Annotated in this window: 22 protein-coding genes; 7 read left to right on the top strand and 15 right to left on the bottom strand. The window is 64.1% G+C overall.

Translation table 11 applies throughout. The features are described 5' to 3' along the window. A complete protein-coding gene (locus tag N551_RS0121815; RefSeq protein ID WP_027568677.1) occupies positions 1 to 1,491 on the top strand; it encodes an HWE histidine kinase domain-containing protein in 1,491 nt (496 codons plus the stop codon). Here the strand turns inward: N551_RS0121815 and N551_RS0121810 are convergent. After that, positions 1,488 to 1,709, bottom strand: coding sequence for a hypothetical protein (locus N551_RS0121810; RefSeq protein WP_027568676.1), 222 nt, complete (start codon positions 1,707 to 1,709; stop codon positions 1,488 to 1,490). The two genes, N551_RS0121815 and N551_RS0121810, sit on opposite strands and share 4 nt — an antisense overlap. 138 nt (positions 1,710 to 1,847) lie before the next feature. Here N551_RS0121810 and N551_RS0121805 point away from each other — a divergent pair, with 138 nt between their 5' ends. Next, positions 1,848 to 2,105: a hypothetical protein gene (locus N551_RS0121805; RefSeq protein WP_027568675.1), complete on the top strand. Its 258-nt coding sequence runs from the start codon at positions 1,848 to 1,850 to the stop codon at positions 2,103 to 2,105. A gap of 95 nt (positions 2,106 to 2,200) precedes the next feature. Beyond that, positions 2,201 to 2,449, top strand: a complete 249-nt coding sequence (locus tag N551_RS0121800; RefSeq protein ID WP_027568674.1) for a hypothetical protein — start codon at positions 2,201 to 2,203, stop codon at positions 2,447 to 2,449. Between the two features lie 98 nt (positions 2,450 to 2,547). On the opposite strand, the gene N551_RS37345 is transcribed toward N551_RS0121800, so the two are convergent. Both N551_RS37345 and N551_RS0121790 read right to left on the bottom strand, forming a co-directional pair. Further along, the gene (locus N551_RS37345) at positions 2,548 to 2,757 is read right to left on the bottom strand and encodes a hypothetical protein (protein ID WP_081747932.1); all 210 of its coding nucleotides are present in this window, start codon (positions 2,755 to 2,757) and stop codon (positions 2,548 to 2,550) included. Positions 2,758 to 2,775: 18 nt separating this feature from the next. Further along, the gene (locus N551_RS0121790) at positions 2,776 to 2,997 is read right to left on the bottom strand and encodes a hypothetical protein (protein ID WP_027568673.1); all 222 of its coding nucleotides are present in this window, start codon (positions 2,995 to 2,997) and stop codon (positions 2,776 to 2,778) included. A gap of 115 nt (positions 2,998 to 3,112) precedes the next feature. Between N551_RS0121790 and N551_RS0121785 the strand changes: the two genes are divergently transcribed. Both N551_RS0121785 and N551_RS0121780 read left to right on the top strand, forming a co-directional pair. Beyond that, on the top strand, positions 3,113 to 3,325 hold the full coding sequence (locus N551_RS0121785; RefSeq protein WP_027568672.1) for a DUF3072 domain-containing protein: 213 nt from the start codon (positions 3,113 to 3,115) through the stop codon (positions 3,323 to 3,325). Positions 3,326 to 3,411: 86 nt separating this feature from the next. Then, a complete protein-coding gene (locus tag N551_RS0121780; RefSeq protein ID WP_027568671.1) occupies positions 3,412 to 3,729 on the top strand; it encodes a DUF6496 domain-containing protein in 318 nt (105 codons plus the stop codon). Between the two features lie 6 nt (positions 3,730 to 3,735). Here the strand turns inward: N551_RS0121780 and N551_RS0121775 are convergent, their stop codons facing one another. Together N551_RS0121775 and N551_RS0121770 are read right to left on the bottom strand one after the other, a co-directional pair. Then, positions 3,736 to 4,098 carry a hypothetical protein gene (locus N551_RS0121775; RefSeq protein ID WP_027568670.1) on the bottom strand — a complete coding sequence of 121 codons (363 nt, stop codon included), beginning with the start codon at positions 4,096 to 4,098 and terminating at the stop codon, positions 3,736 to 3,738. Positions 4,099 to 4,361: 263 nt separating this feature from the next. Continuing rightward, positions 4,362 to 5,900: a Do family serine endopeptidase gene (locus N551_RS0121770; RefSeq protein ID WP_027568669.1), complete on the bottom strand. Its 1,539-nt coding sequence runs from the start codon at positions 5,898 to 5,900 to the stop codon at positions 4,362 to 4,364. Between the two features lie 209 nt (positions 5,901 to 6,109). Between N551_RS0121770 and N551_RS0121765 the strand changes: the two genes are divergently transcribed. Further along, on the top strand, positions 6,110 to 6,946 hold the full coding sequence (locus N551_RS0121765; protein ID WP_027568668.1) for a universal stress protein: 837 nt from the start codon (positions 6,110 to 6,112) through the stop codon (positions 6,944 to 6,946). A gap of 115 nt (positions 6,947 to 7,061) precedes the next feature. On the opposite strand, the gene N551_RS37340 is transcribed toward N551_RS0121765, so the two are convergent. The 9 genes from N551_RS37340 to N551_RS0121720 all read right to left on the bottom strand — a co-directional run bounded on the left by N551_RS37340 (position 7,062) and on the right by N551_RS0121720 (position 16,215). Then, positions 7,062 to 7,274, bottom strand: coding sequence for a hypothetical protein (locus tag N551_RS37340; protein WP_027568667.1), 213 nt, complete (start codon positions 7,272 to 7,274; stop codon positions 7,062 to 7,064). Between the two features lie 198 nt (positions 7,275 to 7,472). Then, the gene (rpe, locus tag N551_RS0121755; RefSeq protein WP_027568666.1) at positions 7,473 to 8,210 is read right to left on the bottom strand and encodes a ribulose-phosphate 3-epimerase; all 738 of its coding nucleotides are present in this window, start codon (positions 8,208 to 8,210) and stop codon (positions 7,473 to 7,475) included. Next, positions 8,207 to 9,142, bottom strand: a complete 936-nt coding sequence (cbbX, locus tag N551_RS0121750) for a CbbX protein (protein ID WP_027568665.1) — start codon at positions 9,140 to 9,142, stop codon at positions 8,207 to 8,209. The genes rpe and cbbX overlap by 4 nt, the downstream gene beginning before the upstream one ends. Before the next feature lie 98 nt (positions 9,143 to 9,240). Then, positions 9,241 to 9,648 (bottom strand): ribulose bisphosphate carboxylase small subunit, encoded by a 408-nt coding sequence (locus N551_RS0121745; RefSeq protein WP_007594833.1) that lies wholly within the window; start codon positions 9,646 to 9,648, stop codon positions 9,241 to 9,243. Between the two features lie 11 nt (positions 9,649 to 9,659). Beyond that, positions 9,660 to 11,120: a form I ribulose bisphosphate carboxylase large subunit gene (locus tag N551_RS0121740; protein WP_027568664.1), complete on the bottom strand. Its 1,461-nt coding sequence runs from the start codon at positions 11,118 to 11,120 to the stop codon at positions 9,660 to 9,662. A 31-nt stretch (positions 11,121 to 11,151) separates the two neighbouring features. After that, positions 11,152 to 12,237, bottom strand: coding sequence for a class II fructose-bisphosphate aldolase (fba, locus tag N551_RS0121735; protein ID WP_027568663.1), 1,086 nt, complete (start codon positions 12,235 to 12,237; stop codon positions 11,152 to 11,154). Between the two features lie 14 nt (positions 12,238 to 12,251). Next, positions 12,252 to 14,273 carry a transketolase gene (gene tkt, locus N551_RS0121730; protein ID WP_027568662.1) on the bottom strand — a complete coding sequence of 674 codons (2,022 nt, stop codon included), beginning with the start codon at positions 14,271 to 14,273 and terminating at the stop codon, positions 12,252 to 12,254. Positions 14,274 to 14,289: 16 nt separating this feature from the next. After that, positions 14,290 to 15,165 carry a phosphoribulokinase gene (locus N551_RS0121725; RefSeq protein ID WP_027568661.1) on the bottom strand — a complete coding sequence of 292 codons (876 nt, stop codon included), beginning with the start codon at positions 15,163 to 15,165 and terminating at the stop codon, positions 14,290 to 14,292. A 12-nt stretch (positions 15,166 to 15,177) separates the two neighbouring features. After that, a complete protein-coding gene (locus tag N551_RS0121720; RefSeq protein WP_027568660.1) occupies positions 15,178 to 16,215 on the bottom strand; it encodes a class 1 fructose-bisphosphatase in 1,038 nt (345 codons plus the stop codon). A gap of 122 nt (positions 16,216 to 16,337) precedes the next feature. Here N551_RS0121720 and N551_RS0121715 point away from each other — a divergent pair, with 122 nt between their 5' ends. After that, a complete protein-coding gene (locus tag N551_RS0121715) occupies positions 16,338 to 17,309 on the top strand; it encodes a LysR family transcriptional regulator (RefSeq protein WP_027568659.1) in 972 nt (323 codons plus the stop codon). Positions 17,310 to 17,559: 250 nt separating this feature from the next. Here the strand turns inward: N551_RS0121715 and N551_RS0121705 are convergent, their stop codons facing one another. Beyond that, positions 17,560 to 17,769, bottom strand: coding sequence for a hypothetical protein (locus tag N551_RS0121705; RefSeq protein ID WP_007594851.1), 210 nt, complete (start codon positions 17,767 to 17,769; stop codon positions 17,560 to 17,562). Between the last annotated feature and the right edge of the window lie 52 nt (positions 17,770 to 17,821).

Raw genomic sequence — 17,821 nt, 5'->3', positions numbered from 1 at the left:
ATGGACCACGAAAAGGTCAACATCCTCCTCGTCGACGACCAGCCGGCCAAGCTGCTCGCCTATGAGGTGATCCTGAAGGATCTCGGCCAGAACCTCGTGATCGCCTCGTCCGGTCGCGAGGCTCTGGAGGTGCTGCTCAAGACCGAGATCGCGGTGATCCTGGTCGACGTCTGCATGCCCGAGCTCGACGGCTTCGAGCTCGCCGCGATGATCCGCGAGCACCCGCGCTTCCAGAAGACCGCAATGATCTTCATCTCGGCCATTCAAGTCAGCGATATCGACCGCCTGCGCGGCTACGAGATGGGCGCTGTCGACTACGTCCCGGTGCCGGTCGTGCCGGAGGTGCTGCGCGCCAAGGTCAAGGTGTTTGCAGAGCTCTATCGCAAGACGCGCGAACTCGAACGGCTGAACCAGGATCTCGAGGACCGCGTGCGTGCACGCACCGCCGAGCTGGAGAATTCCACCGCAAAGCTCCGCGAGAGCGAAGAGCGGCGCAGCATGGCGATCGCCGCCGGCAAGATGGGTTCGTGGGACTGGGACTGGATCACCGGCGACTGGATGTGGGACGAGGGGCAATACCGCATCTTTGGTGTTGGCCCGGAGAGCTTCGAGGTGAATCCGGCCAACGTTCAGGCGCTGTTGCATCCGGACGACGTCGATCGGTTGCGCAAGGCGATCGCCGAATTCAACAAGGGCACACGCTCCTATGAAACGGAGTTCCGCATCGTGCGGCCCGACGGCGATGTGCGCTGGTGTGTCGGCACGGCCGCCGCCACGGTTGACGAGAGCGGTCGGGTGATGCGCGTCAGCGGCGTGACGGTGGACATCACCGAACGCAAGCGCGCCGAGGAACGGCAGACTCTCCTGGCGCGGGAAGTCGATCATCGCGCCAAGAATGCGCTTGCGCTGGCGCAATCGATCGTGCGCCTCACCCGCGCCGACGAAGTCAAAGCCTATGTCAGCGCCGTCGAGGGACGCATCAATGCACTGGCGCGCGTGCATACGATCCTGTCGCTGTCGAGCTGGCAGGGTGCCGAACTCTCGAAGCTGATCGACGAGGAGCTTGCGCCCTATTCCCTCGGCGGCCAGATCAAATTGGCGGGGTCCGAAGTTCAGTTGCTGCCGGCAACCGCCCAGACGCTGGCGCTGGCCCTGCATGAGCTTTTCACCAACTCGGCGAAGTATGGCGCGCTCTCGACGCGGACGGGACGGCTCGCGATCGGTTGGCAGGTCGAGGATGAGCTGCTCACGCTGACCTGGGAGGAGTCCGGCGGCCCGCTCGTCATGACGCCGAAATCCCGCGGCTTTGGTACGCGGAGCCTGCTTGCGAGCGTCGAGTCCCAGCTCGGCGGGCAGGCGCGATTCGATTGGCGCGCCGAGGGTCTGTTGTGCCGGCTCGAGGTGCCGCTGGTCCGCAAGACTGCCGCGACGACCGCGCCCGGCAACTTCGAAGCCGCCAGCTCCGCCGAATTGCAGCGCGCGTCCGGTTAAGCGGAGGCCGCACTCTTCCTGCGCTGCGTCGTTTGCGGCTCGCGCGCGACCCGTCCTTCGAGCCAGGCTTCCGTTTGGGCGAGATCGCGCAGAGCCTTGGCATAGCGGCACGCCGCGCTTCGCTCCGCGCCGCGGGGCAGCTTGCGCGCTTTGCGGAGGATGTCCGCGGCGGCGTTGCGATAAGCCAGAGAGCGATAGAGAAAGACCACCTTACCCATATCGAATGTTCCCGTGTTGCGCGGTCATTCTCGCCCACTCGGCATGAACATCGGATGAAGCGGGCGATAACGATTCCTTCATGCGGGTGGAACCGGCGCGTGTCGCAGGCGTTGCTTGCGAGATCGGGATAGAGTTCCATGCGCACGAAAAAGTCGTCGGACCTGATCTCTCCGAGCGGGCTCGTCAAGCTGATGACGCACGCCATGATGGGCGCAGCCTTAGGGCTCGCTTTCAGCCTCTTGCTCGTGCTGTCCAATCCAGCCGTCGCCAATTTGCTGAGTCACGGCGGAAGCCAGGCCGTTGTCGTTTTCGCCCTCACATTGGTGACGACGTTCGCGATCGGGGCGACACTCACCGGCGTCGTATTCATCCTCGCAGAGGACAAGCAATCTTGAAGGATGCAAGATTTACCGGAACTTCTTTGTTCGGAACTCCTGCGACGAATAGCAGTTGGCTGCCTGCGTCAATTCAACTCAGGGAGTTCCCGCACATGAAGACCACCAAGCTCGCTCTTGCCGTGATGTTGGCCACCGGCCTCGCCGCCGCACCGTTCGCGGTGCAGGCCAAGTCGCACAAGGCAAAACACGGATCCTCGATGTCATCGTCGCAAACCACCACAGGCGCCAACACCAAGTCCTCCAAGGGTGCTGATCCCTCCGGTCAGGGCGGCTCCGGTCCCGGCTCCGACCAGGGCGGCACCATGACGAACAACAAGGGCGGCATGGGCAACACCAAGTAGGTTTTGTTCGTCCAACTCATAGAGGCCCCGCGATCGCGGGGCCTTTTTGCTTATGGTGCTCGAACAAACTTTTTCTCGGGCCGCGTTGCGTGCAGGCTTCAGCTACGATGGCTTCTCAGGATAACAGGATGAACGCCTGCAGGATCTGACTTCACCAGATGGTCGAGTCGTGTACGCTTGCGCGCGATCAAGAGCTGGGCCGCGGCGTCATCAAGCCCCTCGCGTTGCAGCTGCCGGATGGCAGAGCCCAGTTCGAGAATCTCGGCGCGCAGCTTTAGAATCCGGTACGCATCCGGGTCTTCCTCCACCGTGCGCTCCCAAAGCTCTCAGCGGCGCGCGATCACGCGCAGAGGACTACCTGATGTCTTCGCGGAACGAAGGCGCATCCTATCGCGGACATTCGGCAGGACATCGCCGCCACCTGCAGCCTTCCATTCGCCGATCAGCAGATTGATTTTCCGGCGCAGATCCATCTGCGCCAGGGCCTTCTCTGTGCAGTCCCGATCGCGCTCGACGAGTTCGCGTACGGCCGCCTCGATATCGGCCATTTCCAGCCTCAAGGCGCTGATTTTACGTCGAATTTCATTAATTCTGTTGTCCATGACTTGTTAGAACAAAATAAGAACATATAGTCAAGTCACGATTTCAGAAGGGAGAAGCGACATGCAGGTTCAGGGTAAATACGACGCCAAGACTCTCCTCACCGCCAAGACTTTCCTCACCGAGCAGATGACGCGGGCGCAGGGCCTCCGGCTGAAACGGCTGAGCGAAGAGGCGTATCAGCCAGCGCAATATGCGCGGGATCTGTCCTCCAGCGAGGCAGCACGGCGCATTCAGGTGCTGGAAGCCGAGATCGAGCTGGCGGATTCGTTCTAGACTAAGCCGCGTATCCGGGACGTGCATGCGCGCTTTCGGAACCATGCCTGTCTCGGATTGTTTTCCCAGGCCAAGGGAGAACATGCATGGCACGCAAGGCAAAGAAGCGCCGCTACTCGCGCAGCTCCGGCAGCGACGTCGAAGGCGAGATGAAGCGCTACAAGAAGGGTACCGCGAAAAGCGGACCGGGCGGTCGAGGCGGACGCGTGAAGAGCCGCAAGCAGGCAATCGCGATCGGCCTGTCGAAAGCGCGCAAGAAGGGCAAGAAGGTCCCGAAGAAAGCCGCGAAGCGAAAGACGTCCAAGAAGACGTCAAAGAAGACATCTCGGAAAACATCCAAGAAGACTTCGAGAAAGACTTCGAAGAAGACGTCGAAGCGCAAATCCTCCAAACGGTCGCGCTGACCTCCGTCAGATCATGCTGCCCGGCATGAAGCAGCGGATCGAAACGCCGAACGCGGTCTTCACCGGCCACACCATGGTGCGGCCGGCCCGGTTCGGCTCGGTGATCACGGCTTCGTCCGGGACGTCGACCCACTCGCCGTCGAGCCGCACGCGATAATGTCCATTGTGCGAGTCCCAATCGGGATCGGCGACGGCAAACCCATCCGCATCTGAGCAGCACGGACCGAGGTGGCTGCGCAGACCGTCGAACCATGGCTTGAGGGGAGAGTCCGCGTAGCGGCCGTCGTCACGCCCGAGAGCGATTCCGCCCCACAGCACGAATGGCGCCACGAGCAGCGCAGTCCTCAGCGAGAGCTTCAATCGATCCATGTCGGCACCGATCAATACGAATTGCCGACCGGTCCAGCTCAGCGGCGGCAGTTCGAAGTTCCACGCTTGCCGGCGGCTTCATTGCCGCCGAGTCCCTACCTGACCCGGAATTGTGATGAGCGAACACGGCTTTTTCGGACGAACCGGGTCATCCTCACTGCCGTTAACGAGAATGTTATCGGCGGACATCCGGAATCCTGAAGGCGAACAGGAAAGGCGGCCCGTGGGCCGCCTTTTTGGAGTGGCGCCGATCGACGTTCGCCTTATGCGAGCGGCACCGCGACGAACCGGGTCGCCTGTGCGCTTCTGACCTGCAGCAGCACGCTGCGCTTGCCGGACGATTTCGCCTGCGCCAGCTCCGAACGGACGTCGCCGATATTGGCGACAGCCTTGCCGCCCACATTGAGGATGACGTCGCCGGTCTGGATGCCGCGTTGCGCGGCCGGCCCTTGCGGATCGACTTCAGTGACGACGACGCCCTTCTGGCCGGCGCCCTGCACGTCGCCGGCCGGAGCCAGGCCGAGCCCGAGACGCGGCGGCATGCCGGCATCCGGCTGCGACTTGCCCTCGTCGGCTCTGGCCTGCCGCTCGTTCGGCAACTCGCCGAGCGCCAGTGTCACCGTCTTGCTGTCGCCCTTGTGGACGACGTCGAGCTTCACAGACGTGCCCGGCGCCAGGGTGGCGATGGTGCGGGCGAGATCGCGGGAATCCTTGATCGCGGTGCCGTTGACGGCGGTGATGACGTCGCCCGCCTCGATGCCCGCCTTCGCCGCCGGGCTGCCGTCCTGCGGATTGTCGACGATCGCGCCGCGCGCCTCCTTGAGGCCGAGGCTGTCGGCGATATCCGATGTCACCGGCTGCACCTGCACGCCGAGCCAGCCGCGAGTGACCGCGCCCTTGTCCTTCAACTGTGCGACGACGAGCTTTGCAGTCGAGGCCGGAATGTCGAAGCCGATGCCGACAGAGCCACCGGAGGGCGAGAAGATCGCGGTGTTCACGCCGATCACGTTGCCGTTCATGTCGAAGGCCGGGCCGCCGGAATTGCCCTTGTTAATCGGCGCGTCGATCTGGATGAAGTCGTCATAGGGACCGTTGCCGATGTCGCGGCCGCTGGCCGAGACGATGCCGGCGGTCACGGTGCCGCCGAGGCCGAAGGGATTGCCGACCGCGACGACCCAGTCGCCGATACGCGGCTTCTGGTCCGAGAATTTGACGAACGGAAAATCCTTCTTACCCTCGACCTTGATCAGCGCGAGATCGGTCTTCGGATCGGTGCCGACCACTTTCGCGCTGTAGATCGTTCCGTCGTCCATCGTCACTTGCACCGACTCGGCGTGATCGACGACGTGGTTGTTGGTCACGGCATAGCCGTCGGCGGAGATGAAGAAGCCGGAGCCCTCACCCGTGATCATCTGGCGGTGCTGGCGCGGCATGCCCTCCATGCCACCCGGCCCGCGGAAGCCGAATTGCCGTGAGAACTGGTCGAACGGCGTCGCCTCGTCCGAATCCATCCGGTTCTGTTGCAGCATCGCGCTCTTGTCGTTGTCCTGGTCGATCCTGACCCGCACCGAGATGACGGCGGGTTTGACCTTGCTGACGAGCTCGCCGAAGCCCGGCGGTGTCGCGGCGGGCTCCGCGGCCTGGGCGGGCGCGATGAAGGAGCTCGCGCTGAACGGCGAAGAGCCGGGTGCAGTCGCCAGCACGGCCACGCCAAGCGCGGCCACGGTGCCGAGCAGCGCGAGCCGGCGTGGCCTCAGGACCTTGCGGGACGTTGTGGTGTCGGAATTGACGTGATCGCTCATGTCGATATGTCCATGTTGGGTAAGTCGCCTTGCACCCAACATGGCGGTCGCCACCTTACAGCGTCCCGTCCGCGCGGTTAAATCTTGGCAAAGTAGCCGGGGCCGGCGAAGGTCCAAAACTCGAGGCTGCACGTTTGATGCAGCTCAACGCGGCCCCTGCGCACCGTGAAAGACTGCAGCCACCGGACGATGTCCGTCGGAGGCGCGTCATGTACAAAGACATTCTCGTCCACATCCCTACCGAGCGCCCGGTGCGCCCGGTGATCGACGGCTCGATCTCGCTCGCGGCGGGCCTCAACGCCCATCTCGATGCAGTCGCGGTTGGCTATGTGGCAACCAGCGCGGCCTATATCATGGAGGGCGGCGCCGCAGTGGCGGCGGTGTTCGAGATGGAGCGCGAGAGCGCAGTGGAGCGGGCCGAGGCGGCGCTCGCGGTATTCAAGAACGAAGCGATGAACGCCGGCATTTCCTACACATGCCACCCGCTCGGGGCGATGCCGGGGGATGCGGTCGGGTTGCTCGGCGAGATGGCGCGGCTGCACGATCTCAGCATCGTGCTCCAGCCAGACCCGGCGCAAGCCTCACTCGGCAACGATGTGCCCCGCGAGATCCTGTTCCAGGCGGGCGGCCCGGTGCTTTTCCTGCCCTACACTTTCCATGGAGCGTTCAAGGCGAAACGGATCGGCATCTGCTGGGACGGCAGCCGCCTCGCCGCGCGCGCCATGCGCGACGCCGCACCATTCCTGGCCCGCGCCGAGGAAATCGTGATTATTGCGATCAACGAAACAGACATGGTTCCCGACGAGGTCTCGACGCGCAATCTGGCAAGGCACCTCGGCCGGCGCGGACTGTCGACCCGCACCGTCAACCTGTCGGCCGCGCGCTCTGACATTCAGCCGACCATGCTGTCGCTTGCAGCCGATGAGCGCCTCGATCTTCTGGTCATGGGCGGCTACGGCCATTCGCGATTGCAGGAGCGGTTCCTCGGCGGCGTCACCCGCGCCATGTTGGAAGCCATGACCGTCCCCACGCTGATGTCGCATTAATCGAGGGCTGATCCAGGACGGGCCGGTCGCAAGCCTCGTCGTTCGGGCTGATAACCGCGTCCTTGAGCGGTGCCGGCCTCGGCAAGCTCAGGTCATGTTCGAACAAGTTGGACCGTCACGCCGCGGCGGGCCTCTCCCACGGCGTGGCCTCGACGCCCTCCTCGCCGTCTTGCGCATTGCATGCGTCGAAATGCGCCTTGAGTTCGACTTCGGCGAGATATTCGAAATGTTCGGCCTGGCCGAGCAGTTCCCAACTCTGGAGCGGCCGGTAGGCGGCCTGCTGACGACAGAGGGACGCCAGCGCGCGGTAACGACGTACGTTATCCATGAGACCCTCCCTCGCATTCACACAGAGCTTATTGCCCTTATTTGCGTCAGGGCGATGGCGGTTGTGCAAAAGATTTGCTGCGCCCGCGGCGCGCTAGACGCGCTTGATTCTAGGCAAACGCGCATTTAGGCGAAAGTTCCAACCAGCGCGGACTCAACGCTTCGGAACCTTACCGCGGGCCAATGTGTACCGGGTCGTCTACCGGATGAGCGCGGGCTCACCGGCTCGCATCGTCCGCTCCGAACTATGTTGCAGGTTCGGAACCCTGCCCGCTTCCGCAGCCGCGCGGATGGCCGCAATGTTGCCGGCATAGTCCGCGCTGCTCCTGCCGCGAAACACGGCGGAACCCGCTACAAGCGTATCGGCGCCCGCAGCGGCCAAGGCAGCAGCATTGTCGCGCGTGATGCCGCCGTCAACCTCGAGCCGGATCGGCCGGTCGCCGATCATGCTTCGGATCCGCGCGATCTTCTCGAGCTGGGACTCGAGGAAGGACTGGCCGCCAAAACCCGGATTGACCGTCATCACCAGGACGAGATCGAGACGATCGAGCACATACTCGATCGCGCTTTCGGGAGTGGCGGGACACAGGCTGACGCCGGCTTTCTTGCCGAGCGCGCGGATGGCCTGGAGCGAGCGATCGAGGTGCGGACCCGCTTCGGCATGCACCGTAATGAGATCCGCGCCGGCCTTCGCGAACGCCTCGAGATAGGGATCGGCCGGCGCGATCATGAGATGCACATCGAATATTTTCTTCGTCAGCGGCCGGATCGCCTTGATGACGTCCGCGCCATAACTGATGTTCGGGACGAAATGCCCGTCCATGACGTCGCAATGAATCCAGTCGGCGCCCGCAGCGTCGATCGCTGCGATCTCCTCGCCGAGGCGCGCGAAATCCGCAGCCAGGATCGACGGCGCGATGAGGATTTCTCTGGTCATGGCTTCGCACTCCCCTGCGCGTCGGCACCGCCGCTGAAGACGCGGCTCGCCAGGACGTCCATGGGATCGATCGTTTCGAGGTCGGCGATGTCGAGCATGCGATCGAGATCGGATACCAGGCGATCGGCCTGCCGCAGGCGGATGCGGTCGACGGCGTTGCGGATCGAGCGCGCATTGGAGAAGAACGGTTGGGTCCGACGCAGCGCGATGTATTTCTCGAACGCCTCACGCGCCGCCGCCGAGAGGCGATAGCCGCGCTCTTTCAGCATCAATTCGGCAATGACCAGAAGCTCGGCTTCCGCATAGTCCGGAAAGTCGATGTGGTGGGCGATGCGCGAACGGAAGCCGGGGTTTGATGCAAAGAAGCTCGTCATCCGCTCGCCATAGCCGGCAAGGATCACGACGAGGTCCTCGCGCTGGTTTTCCATCACCTGCAGCAGAATCTCGATCGCCTCCTGGCCGTAGTCGCGCTCGTTGTCGGGACGGTGCAGATAATAGGCCTCGTCGATGAACAGCACGCCCCCCATCGCCTTCTTCAGGATCTCCTTGGTCTTCGGCGCGGTGTGGCCGATATACTGGCCGACGAGATCGTCGCGCGTCACCGAGATCACCTGCCCGCGCCGCACGAAGCCGAGGCCGTGCAGGATCTTTGCCATGCGCAACGCGACGGTCGTCTTGCCGGTGCCGGGATTGCCGGTGAACGACATGTGCAGCGTCGGCGGCGACGAAGCCAGTCCCGCACGCTGCCGGATACGTTCGATCAGCAAGAGCGACGCGATCTGGCGCACGCGGTTCTTCACCGGCTTCAATCCGATCAGCTCCTGCTCGAGCTGCTGCAACGTGCCGGTGATTCCAGCCTCTTCGGCCTCCTTGCGGAGATCGAAACTGGTCTTGCCGGGCTCAGTGGTCATTGCGTGGGGAACATCCAGCATCGGCACCTCGAAGAAAAGGGCTTCGCCGCGGGGAAGCGGCGAAGCAGGGGTCCGCCAAGGAAACGGAGCAGGGAGTGCTCCGCGCGGAGGAGAATGACTTAGGTTGGCGCGTGTGCGGGCTGCCGGCGCACGGTGGTGTAGCGGATCGCACGTCCGCCCACCTCCTGCCGCACCAGCTCGAACTCGGCTTCCTGCGGCGGGCGGTTGACGATGAACGAGATCCGCACCGATTCCCAGCCATGGCTGGAGTCGAAGCCGCTGAGGCGGATGTAGCGGTCGCCATACACTCTGCGGCATTCGGCGAGCTCCATCATCACGCCGGCGGCGTCCTGGAGATCGAACATCGGCAGGCCCCACATCTCCCAATAGGTGTTGCGGGGATGCGGATCGTCGGTGAACTCGATGTTCACCGCCCAGCCGTTGGTCAGGCAATACTGCACTTGCTTGGTGATCTGGTCGTCGGTCAGATCGGGCAGGAACGAGAAGCAGCCTTGGGTCAGCTTCATGTCAAATCTCCTCAAACGGTTTCGAGCGCGGTCGGCACGAAGTCAGGCGTGTCGGTGGATTCATAATTGAAGGAGACGTCCTTCCAGACCTCGAGTGCAGCTTTCAGCGGTGTGCAGGTCTCGGCCGCCCTGGCCAGGATCTCCGGACCTTCGTGGACATAGTCGCGGCCCTCGTTGCGAGCGAGGATCATCGCTTCCAGCGCCACACGATTGGCGATCGCACCGGCCGCGATGCCCATGGGATGGCCGATGGTACCGCCGCCGAACTGCAGCACGACATCCTCGCCGAGCAGGTCGAGCAACTGGTGCATCTGGCCGGCATGGATGCCGCCGGAGGCGACCGGCATCATCTTGTTCAGGCTCGCCCAGGACTGATCGAAGAACAGTCCGTGTTCGAGCTTGGTCGGGTTGAAGTCCTCGCGGCAAACATCGTAATAGCCGCGCGTGGTGTTCGGATCGCCTTCGAGCTTGCCGACCACCGTGCCGGCATGGATGTGGTCGACGCCGGCAAGCCGCATCCACTTGGCGACGACGCGGAACGACACGCCGTGGCTCTTCTGCCGCGTGTAGGTCGAGTGACCGGCGCGATGCAGATGCAGGATCATGTCGTTGCGCCGCGCCCATTTCGCCATCGACTGGATCGCGGTGTAGCCGATCACGAGGTCGATCATGACGATGCACGATCCGAGCTCCTTCGCGAACTCCGCGCGCTCGTACATGTCCTCCATCGTTCCAGCGGTGATGTTCAGGTAGGTGCCCTTCGCCTCCCCGGAGGCCGCCTGTGCGCGGTTCACCGCTTCCATGCAATAGAGGAAGCGGTCGCGCCAGTGCATGAACGGCTGCGAGTTGATGTTCTCGTCATCCTTGGTGAAGTCGAGCCCGCCCTTCAGCGCCTCGTAGACGACGCGCCCGTAATTGCGCCCTGAAAGCCCGAGCTTAGGCTTGACGGTGGCGCCGAGCAGCGGCCTGCCGAACTTGTCGAGCCGCTCGCGCTCGACCACGATGCCGGTTGCCGGTCCCTGGAACGTCTTCACATAAGCGACCGGGAAGCGCATGTCTTCCAGCCGCAGCGCTTTCAGCGGCTTGAAGCCGAACACGTTGCCGATGATCGAGGCCGACAGGTTGGCGATCGAACCTGGCTCGAACAGGTCGAGGTCATAGGCGATGTAGGCGAAATACGAGCCTGGCGTGCCCGGCACCGGATCGACGCGATAGCATTTTGCGCGATACTTCTCGGCAGCGGTCAGGCGATCGGTCCACACCACCGTCCAGGTCGCGGTAGAAGATTCGCCGGCGACTGCGGCCGACGCCTCGATCGGGTCGACGCCCTCTTGCGGCGTGACGCGGAACAGCGCGATGACATCGGTGTCCTTTGGCACGTAATCAGGCTCCCAATAGCCCATGCGCTTGTATTCCATCACGCCCGATCGATATCTTTCCTTGCCGCGGACGGTTCCTGCATGTGCATTCATGGCTCTCTCCTGCTCTTCTCTCTCTGAATGATTAGGCCGCGACGGGCTCGCGGGCGTCGATGCTGGGATCGAGTTCTCCGGCGCGGTAGCGCCGCGCCATCTCGCTCAAGGGAACGACCTTGATCCGGCTGGCGTGGCCTGCAGTCCCGAACTGCTCGAAGCGCTCGCGGCAGAGCTCGCGCATCGCATCCATCGCGGGCTTGAGGAATTTGCGCGGATCGAACTCGGAGCGCGTTTGCGCGGCGACCTTGCGGAACGCCGCGGTCATCGCCAGCCGGCAGTCGGTGTCGATGTTGACCTTGCGCACGCCGCTCTTGATGCCGCGGACGATCTCCTCGACCGGCACGCCCCAGGTCTGCGGCATCTCGCCGCCGAACTGATTGAACATGTCCTGGAGCGGCTGCGGCACCGAGGAAGAGCCGTGCATCACGAGATGCGTGTTCGGCAGACGGCGATGAATCTCCTCGACCACCCGCATCGCCAGAATGTCGCCATCCGGCTTGCGGCTGAACTTGTAGGCGCCGTGCGAGGTGCCCATCGCGATCGCGAGCGCATCGACCTTGGTGGCGCGGACGAAGTCGACCGCCTGGTCGGGATCCGTCAGCAACTGATCGTGGCTGATCGTGCCTTCGACGCCGTGACCATCCTCCTGTTCGCCGCCGCCATGCTCGAGCGAGCCGAGCACGCCGAGCTCGCCTTCGACGGAGGCACCGACCCAATGGGCGAGATCGACGACGCGGCTGGTGATCGCAACGTTGTAGTCGTAATCGGCCGCGGTCTTGGCGTCTGCCTTGAGCGAGCCGTCCATCATCACCGAGGTGAAGCCGTGGGCGATCGCAGAGGCGCAGGTCGCTTCGTCGTTGCCATGGTCCTGGTGCATGCAGAGCGGGATGTCCGGATAGGTCCGCTCCAGCGCGTCGATCATGTGCGAGAGCATGAGGTCGCCGGCATAGCTGCGCGCGCCGCGCGAAGCCTGGATGATCACCGGCGCGTCGACCTCGGCCGCCGCCTGCATGATCGCGATGCCCTGCTCCATGTTGTTGATGTTGAATGCCGGCACCGCGTAGCCGTGACTGGCGGCGTGGTCGAGCAGCTGACGAAGGGTGATACGGGCCACGACAATTCCTCCTGTTATTGCTTGCTTGTGCGGGCAATCGCCCGCCGGGCGGCTTCCGCGACGCTTTGCGGCGTGATGCCGAATTCGCGGTAGAGCACTGGCGCGGGCGCCGAGGCACCGAAGCCGCGCATGCCGACGAATTCGCCGTCAGTGCCGATCCATCGATGCCAATCGCCGGCGACTGCCGCCTCGATGCCGATCCGTGGCGCCGTGCCGAGCACGGCAGCGCGGTAGTCCTCCGGCTGCTCCTCGAACAACGCGAAGCAGGGCGCGGAGACTACGGCCGCGCGGACGTGCTCGGTGGCGAGCAGGCGGGCCGCTTCCAGCGCAATAGACACTTCCGAACCCGTTGCGATGAGCGTCACGTCGCGGCCGCCGTCCGGCGAAACGATCAGATAGGCGCCCCGTGCGACGCGGTTTCTACCGCGCACGTCGCTGCGGAAGGTCGGCAGCGCCTGACGGGACAGGCACAGCACGGACGGACGATTTTCAGCTTGGAGCGCGCAATCCCATGCTTCCAGCGTCTCAACCGCGTCGGCCGGCCGGAAAACAAGCAGGTTCGGAATGACGCGAAGCGCTGCGAGATGCTCGACCGGCTGATGCGTCGGGCCGTCCTCACCGAGGCCGATGGAGTCATGGGTCATCACATGAATGACGCGGATCCGCATCAAGGCCGCAAGGCGGATCGCCGGCCGGCTGTAATCGGAGAACGCGAGGAAGGTGCCGCCATAGGGAATGAAGCCGCCGTGCAGCGCGAGGCCGTTCATCGCGGCCGCCATGCCGTGCTCGCGGATGCCGTAATGGATGTAATCGCCGGCGAACGCGCCGCGCTTGACCGGGGTCTGCGCCTTGGCATGCGTCAGGTTCGAATGCGTGAGGTCCGCCGAGCCACCGACAAATCCGGGAATCGTCCCTGCGATTCCGTCGAGCACCTGTTGCGACGCCTGCCGCGTCGCGAGCTTCGGACGCTCGGTGGCAAAGCGCTCGCGCAACTTCGCCGAGGCCAGGGCATAGGCGTTCGGCAGGGCAACCGCCTTGCCCTCGACAAACAGATCGCGCTGCTCAGGCGTCGCGCATTCATAGCGATCGAGCCAGGCGAGACGCTCGACCTGCCCGCGCTGCCCGATCATCCGCCATGCTTTCAGGACCGTGACAGGCACCACGAAGGGCTGATAGTCCCAGCCGAGCGCTCGCCGCGCCGCCGCGGTCTGCTCGGTGCCGAGCGGCGCGCCGTGCGCCTTCTCGGTGCCCTGACGATCCGGCGCGCCATAGCCGATGATGGTGCGGCAGGCGATCAGCGACGGTCTTTGGCTCTCACGCTCCTCCGCAATCGCCTGCGCAACTGCTTCGGAATCGTGCCCATCGACACGGCGCACCGACCAGCCTGAGGCGGCGAAGCGCGCGAGCTGGTCGTCGGAGGTCGCAAGCGAGGTCGGCCCGTCAATGGAGATGCCGTTGTCGTCGAACAGCAAGATCAGGCGGCCGAGCCCGAGATGGCCGGCGAGCGAAATCGCTTCCTGGCTGATGCCTTCCATCAGGCAGCCGTCGCCGGCGATCACATACGTAAAGTGATCGACGAGGCCATCGCCATGCCGCGCATTGCCCATCCGCTCGGCGAGCGCCATGCCCACCGCGGTCGCAATCCCCTGCCCCAGCGGACCGGTCGTCGTCTCGACGCCCGGCGTATGGCCATATTCCGGATGGCCCGGCGTCTTCGAGCCCCATTGCCTGAAGGCCTTGATGTCATCGAGGCTGACGTCGCCGCCGGTGAGATGGAGCAATGCATAGAGCAGCATCGAGCCGTGGCCTGCCGACAGCACGAAGCGATCACGGTCCGGCCAGTGGGGGTGAGCCGAGTCGAATTTCAGAAATCGCGAGAACAGCACGGTGGCGACATCGGCCATGCCCATGGGCAGTCCGGGGTGGCCGGACTGCGAGGTCTCGATGGCGTCGACCGCGAGGAAGCGGACGGCGTTGGCGAGATCATTGTGTGTGACCGCGGTAAGGTCTGCGTCGGCGTGGACGGAGATGTTCATCGGATCCTCCCCTCGTTCACTTCAGGTTTCGCTTGCGCTCGATGAGCTGCATGATCAGCGGCGTCAGGATCAGCTGCATGGCAAGATCGAGCTTCGCGCCGGGGCACACGATCGAATTGGCGCGCGACATCCAGCTTTGCGGCAGCATCGAGAGCAGGTAGGGGAAGTCGATGCCGCGCGGGTTCTTGAAGCGGATCACGACCATCGATTCGTCCGGCGTTGGGATCCAGCGCGCGATGAATGGATTGGAGGTGTCCACCGTCGGCACGCGCTGGAAGTTGATGTCGGTCTCGGAAAATTGCGGACAGATGTAGTGGATGTAGTCGGGCATCCTTCGCAGAACGGTGTCGGTGACGGCCTCGGTCGAATAGCCTCGCGCACTGCGGTCGCGGTGCAGCTTCTGGATCCATTCGAGATTGATGACGGGCACGACGCCGATCTTGAGGTCGGCATAACGCGCGACGTTGACCTTGTCGGTGACGACCGCGCCATGCAGGCCCTCGTAGAACAGCAGGTCGGAGCTCTCCGGCAGCCGTTTCCATTCGGTGAAGGTGCCGGGTGCGGCACCATGCAGCGCGGATTCCTCGGCATCGTGGACATAGTGCCGCGTCATCGCCGTACCGGTCTCGCCATAGTCGCGGAAGGCACGCTCCAGCTCCTCGAACAGATTGGTCTCGGGGCTGAAATGGCTGAAATGCCTGTTGCCGCGATCGGCCTCCTTCGCCATCTGCGTGCGCATTTCCGCGCGGTCGTAGCGATGGAAGGCGTCGCCTTCGATGTAGGCGGCGTTGACCTTCTCGCGGAAGAATATCTGTTCGAAAGTCTTCTTGACCGACGTGGTGCCCGCGCCGGAAGAGCCGGTGATGGAGATGATCGGATGCTTCCTGGACATGGGATGCCTCGCTTACAGCCGGAAGAAGCCGCGCCGCGCGAACAGCGGTGCGGAGACGCTGGCGACCAGCAAGGGATCGCAATGCAGGTCCTCGACGCGCTGCACCTCGTTGTTCGAACCCATGATCAGCGGCACGCGCTGGTGCAGGCTCTGCGCTGAAAGCTCAAGGATGCGTTCGCGCCCGGTCGACGCGGAGCCGCCGGCCTGCTCGACGATGTAAGCCATCGGGTGCGCCTCGTAGACGAGGCGCAGGCGGCCGTCGCCATAGCCCGGCCGTGCATCAGAGGGATAGAGGAACACGCCACCGCGGGTGAGGATACGGTAGGCCTCGGCAACCAGCGAGCCGACCCAGCGCATGTTGAAATTGTGGTTGGCCTGCCCTTCCACACCGGCGAGGCATTCGTCGACGAAGGCGCGCACCGGCTGTTCCCAATGCCGGCGGTTCGAGGCGTTGATCGCGAACTCCTCGCAGGTCTCGGAGATCTGCACGGCGCTACGCGCGAGACGGAAGCAACCGGACTTGCGATCCAGCGTGAAGATATCGACGCCCTCGCCAAGCGTCAGCACCAGCGAGGTCTGCGGGCCGTAGGTGACGAACCCCGCCGCGAGCTGCGCCGAGCCGCGCTGATGGAAGGCGAGCGCGAGATCATCAGGCGCGGGCAGGATCGAAAAGATCGTGCCTACGGTCATGTTGATGTCGATGTTGGAGGAGCCGTCGAGCGGATCGATCGCGACGCAGATCTTGGCCTTGCGGTCGCCGATCTGAGGTTCGCGCATCTCCTCCGACGCCAGTGCCGCGATCGGCAGCTTGCCGAGACAGCGGCGCAGGATCGCATCCGCCTGCACGTCGAGATCGCGCTGGATGTCACCGTCGCTATTGCGGCCGGTGGTCAGGCCGGAGGCGTCCGCAAGGTCTCCGGTGGCGATGAGATCGGCGATTTCGATCGCGGCCGCCGCGATGGCATCGACCGCGGACGCCACGGCCAGCGCATGCGGCGCCGTCTCGGAATACCGCTGAAGGTGGTCGTCCAGCCTGAGTTGCCCGGTCATCTGCGTCCATCCCCTTTGCTGGTGCCGTATCCAGTTCCCTCCTCGCTGGAGGTCCGGTGCGGTCAGTGCCAACAACGATGAGATTGACAGGGCCGGCTTAATAAGGAAAATTTCTATTCATAATGAGCGCCAAAGAATTATCTTATAATACCCATTCGGCGGCACAGCTCCGGCATCTGACGATCCGGCAGCTTCGCTCGCTCGCGGCGCTCGCGGCCAAGGGCAGCGTCACGGCAGCCTCGACCCAGCTCGGCTTGACGCAGCCGGCCGTGACCCAGCAACTGCGCCAGCTTCAGGATCTCGCCGGCCTGCCGCTGCTGCAGCGGACCGGCGACGGCATGCTGCTGACGGAGGCGGGCAAGGAGGTGCTTACCCTCGCCGAGCGCGTCGAAGCCGCAATCACCGACTGCCAGGGCGCGCTCGACCTGCTCGCCGGGCGAACCGGCGGCACGGTGCATCTCGGCGCGGTCTCGACCGCAAAATATTTCGTGCCGCACGCGATCGCGGCATTCTCGAAGCGGTATCCGAAGATCGAGCTCAAGCTCACGGTCGGCAATCGCGAGGAGATCCGCGAGGCCATGCACGGCTACGACCTCGATTTCGCAGTGATGGGTCGGCCACCGGCCGATGTCAGCGTCGACGTCCGTCAGCTCGGGCGGAATCCGCACATCATCGTCGCACGCAAGGGGCACTGGCTGGAGAAAGATTCCGGCCTCAACCTGACCGACCTCGTGCACGAGACCTTCCTCACCCGCGAGCCTGGCTCGGGCACGCGGACGCTGATGGAAGGCATGTTCCAGAGGTCGGATCTCGAGCCGATCATCGGCATGGAGATGAGCAGCAACGAGACCATCAAGCAGGCTGTCATCGCCGGGCTCGGCATCGCCTTCATCTCGGCCCACACCGTGGCGCACGAGCTCACCGAGGGCCGGCTGATCGTGCTCGACGTCGCGGGCCTGCCGATCGTGCGGCAATGGTACGTGATCCGCCGCAGCGACAAGGTGCTGTTGCCGCCGGCGCAGGCGATGTTCGATTTTCTCGGCTCGGAGGGGGCGAACTATCTGCCCGAATTGCCGGAATTCGGCGCGCGATAGCCTGCCGGAATTCAGCCCATCAGCTTCATTGCGACCGTGGCCGCGAGAATGACGATGATCTGGAGCAGGCGCTCGGTCGTGAAGATGCGGTTGAAGGTGGTCATCGCTTGCCCCGGCCGAATTGGGATGTCTTGGTCGGGACGTTGCTAACACAGGCGGGGGTCGAGATAACTCCGTAGTCGCCCCGTGCTTTCCGTGCGCGACCCGATGACCGACGCGGCCTGCGCAAGGCCGCGCCGATGGTTAACGATCAGGCCGCACGCGTAGCAGCGTAATCCATCCGCGCGGCGAAATAGGCTTCCAGCTCCAGCAGCGCCCGTGCTTCCCAATCCTTCGCCTGCTCGAGCAGCGACCAGCTCTGGCCCGGGCGGAATGCAGCGGTCTGGCGATAGAGCGATGCGATGCCGCGATAGCGGCGCACGTTCTCCAAGATGGCGTGACCGGTGATTTGGCCGTTCATGTCCGAAAACTCCCTCGTCATTCCCGGGGGAGAAATTGCGGCCAAATCTTTT

Origin of the sequence: Bradyrhizobium sp. URHA0013, from assembly GCF_000518345.1 — a bacterium.
In the GTDB taxonomy this organism is placed as follows: domain Bacteria; phylum Pseudomonadota; class Alphaproteobacteria; order Rhizobiales; family Xanthobacteraceae; genus Bradyrhizobium.
Note: the sequence above shows the minus strand (reverse complement) of the source record. Positions and strands in the feature narration are given on the sequence as shown.

What these genes read in the sequence shown, in the direction of transcription:
- N551_RS0121815 (WP_027568677.1), top strand. Translation starts at nt 1, where the DNA reads ATGGACCACGAAAAGGTCAACATCCTCCTCGTCGACGACCAGCCGGCC.
- N551_RS0121810 (WP_027568676.1), bottom strand. Translation starts at nt 1,709, where the DNA reads ATGGGTAAGGTGGTCTTTCTCTATCGCTCTCTGGCTTATCGCAACGCC.
- N551_RS0121805 (WP_027568675.1), top strand. Translation starts at nt 1,848, where the DNA reads ATGCGCACGAAAAAGTCGTCGGACCTGATCTCTCCGAGCGGGCTCGTC.
- N551_RS0121800 (WP_027568674.1), top strand. Translation starts at nt 2,201, where the DNA reads ATGAAGACCACCAAGCTCGCTCTTGCCGTGATGTTGGCCACCGGCCTC.
- N551_RS0121790 (WP_027568673.1), bottom strand. Translation starts at nt 2,997, where the DNA reads ATGGCCGATATCGAGGCGGCCGTACGCGAACTCGTCGAGCGCGATCGG.
- N551_RS0121785 (WP_027568672.1), top strand. Translation starts at nt 3,113, where the DNA reads ATGCAGGTTCAGGGTAAATACGACGCCAAGACTCTCCTCACCGCCAAG.
- N551_RS0121780 (WP_027568671.1), top strand. Translation starts at nt 3,412, where the DNA reads ATGGCACGCAAGGCAAAGAAGCGCCGCTACTCGCGCAGCTCCGGCAGC.
- N551_RS0121775 (WP_027568670.1), bottom strand. Translation starts at nt 4,098, where the DNA reads ATGGATCGATTGAAGCTCTCGCTGAGGACTGCGCTGCTCGTGGCGCCA.
- N551_RS0121770 (WP_027568669.1), bottom strand. Translation starts at nt 5,900, where the DNA reads ATGAGCGATCACGTCAATTCCGACACCACAACGTCCCGCAAGGTCCTG.
- N551_RS0121765 (WP_027568668.1), top strand. Translation starts at nt 6,110, where the DNA reads ATGTACAAAGACATTCTCGTCCACATCCCTACCGAGCGCCCGGTGCGC.
- N551_RS37340 (WP_027568667.1), bottom strand. Translation starts at nt 7,274, where the DNA reads ATGGATAACGTACGTCGTTACCGCGCGCTGGCGTCCCTCTGTCGTCAG.
- rpe (WP_027568666.1), bottom strand. Translation starts at nt 8,210, where the DNA reads ATGACCAGAGAAATCCTCATCGCGCCGTCGATCCTGGCTGCGGATTTC.
- cbbX (WP_027568665.1), bottom strand. Translation starts at nt 9,142, where the DNA reads ATGCTGGATGTTCCCCACGCAATGACCACTGAGCCCGGCAAGACCAGT.
- N551_RS0121745 (WP_007594833.1), bottom strand. Translation starts at nt 9,648, where the DNA reads ATGAAGCTGACCCAAGGCTGCTTCTCGTTCCTGCCCGATCTGACCGAC.
- N551_RS0121740 (WP_027568664.1), bottom strand. Translation starts at nt 11,120, where the DNA reads ATGAATGCACATGCAGGAACCGTCCGCGGCAAGGAAAGATATCGATCG.
- tkt (WP_027568662.1), bottom strand. Translation starts at nt 14,273, where the DNA reads ATGAACATCTCCGTCCACGCCGACGCAGACCTTACCGCGGTCACACAC.
- N551_RS0121725 (WP_027568661.1), bottom strand. Translation starts at nt 15,165, where the DNA reads ATGTCCAGGAAGCATCCGATCATCTCCATCACCGGCTCTTCCGGCGCG.
- N551_RS0121720 (WP_027568660.1), bottom strand. Translation starts at nt 16,215, where the DNA reads ATGACCGGGCAACTCAGGCTGGACGACCACCTTCAGCGGTATTCCGAG.
- N551_RS0121715 (WP_027568659.1), top strand. Translation starts at nt 16,338, where the DNA reads ATGAGCGCCAAAGAATTATCTTATAATACCCATTCGGCGGCACAGCTC.
- N551_RS0121705 (WP_007594851.1), bottom strand. Translation starts at nt 17,769, where the DNA reads ATGAACGGCCAAATCACCGGTCACGCCATCTTGGAGAACGTGCGCCGC.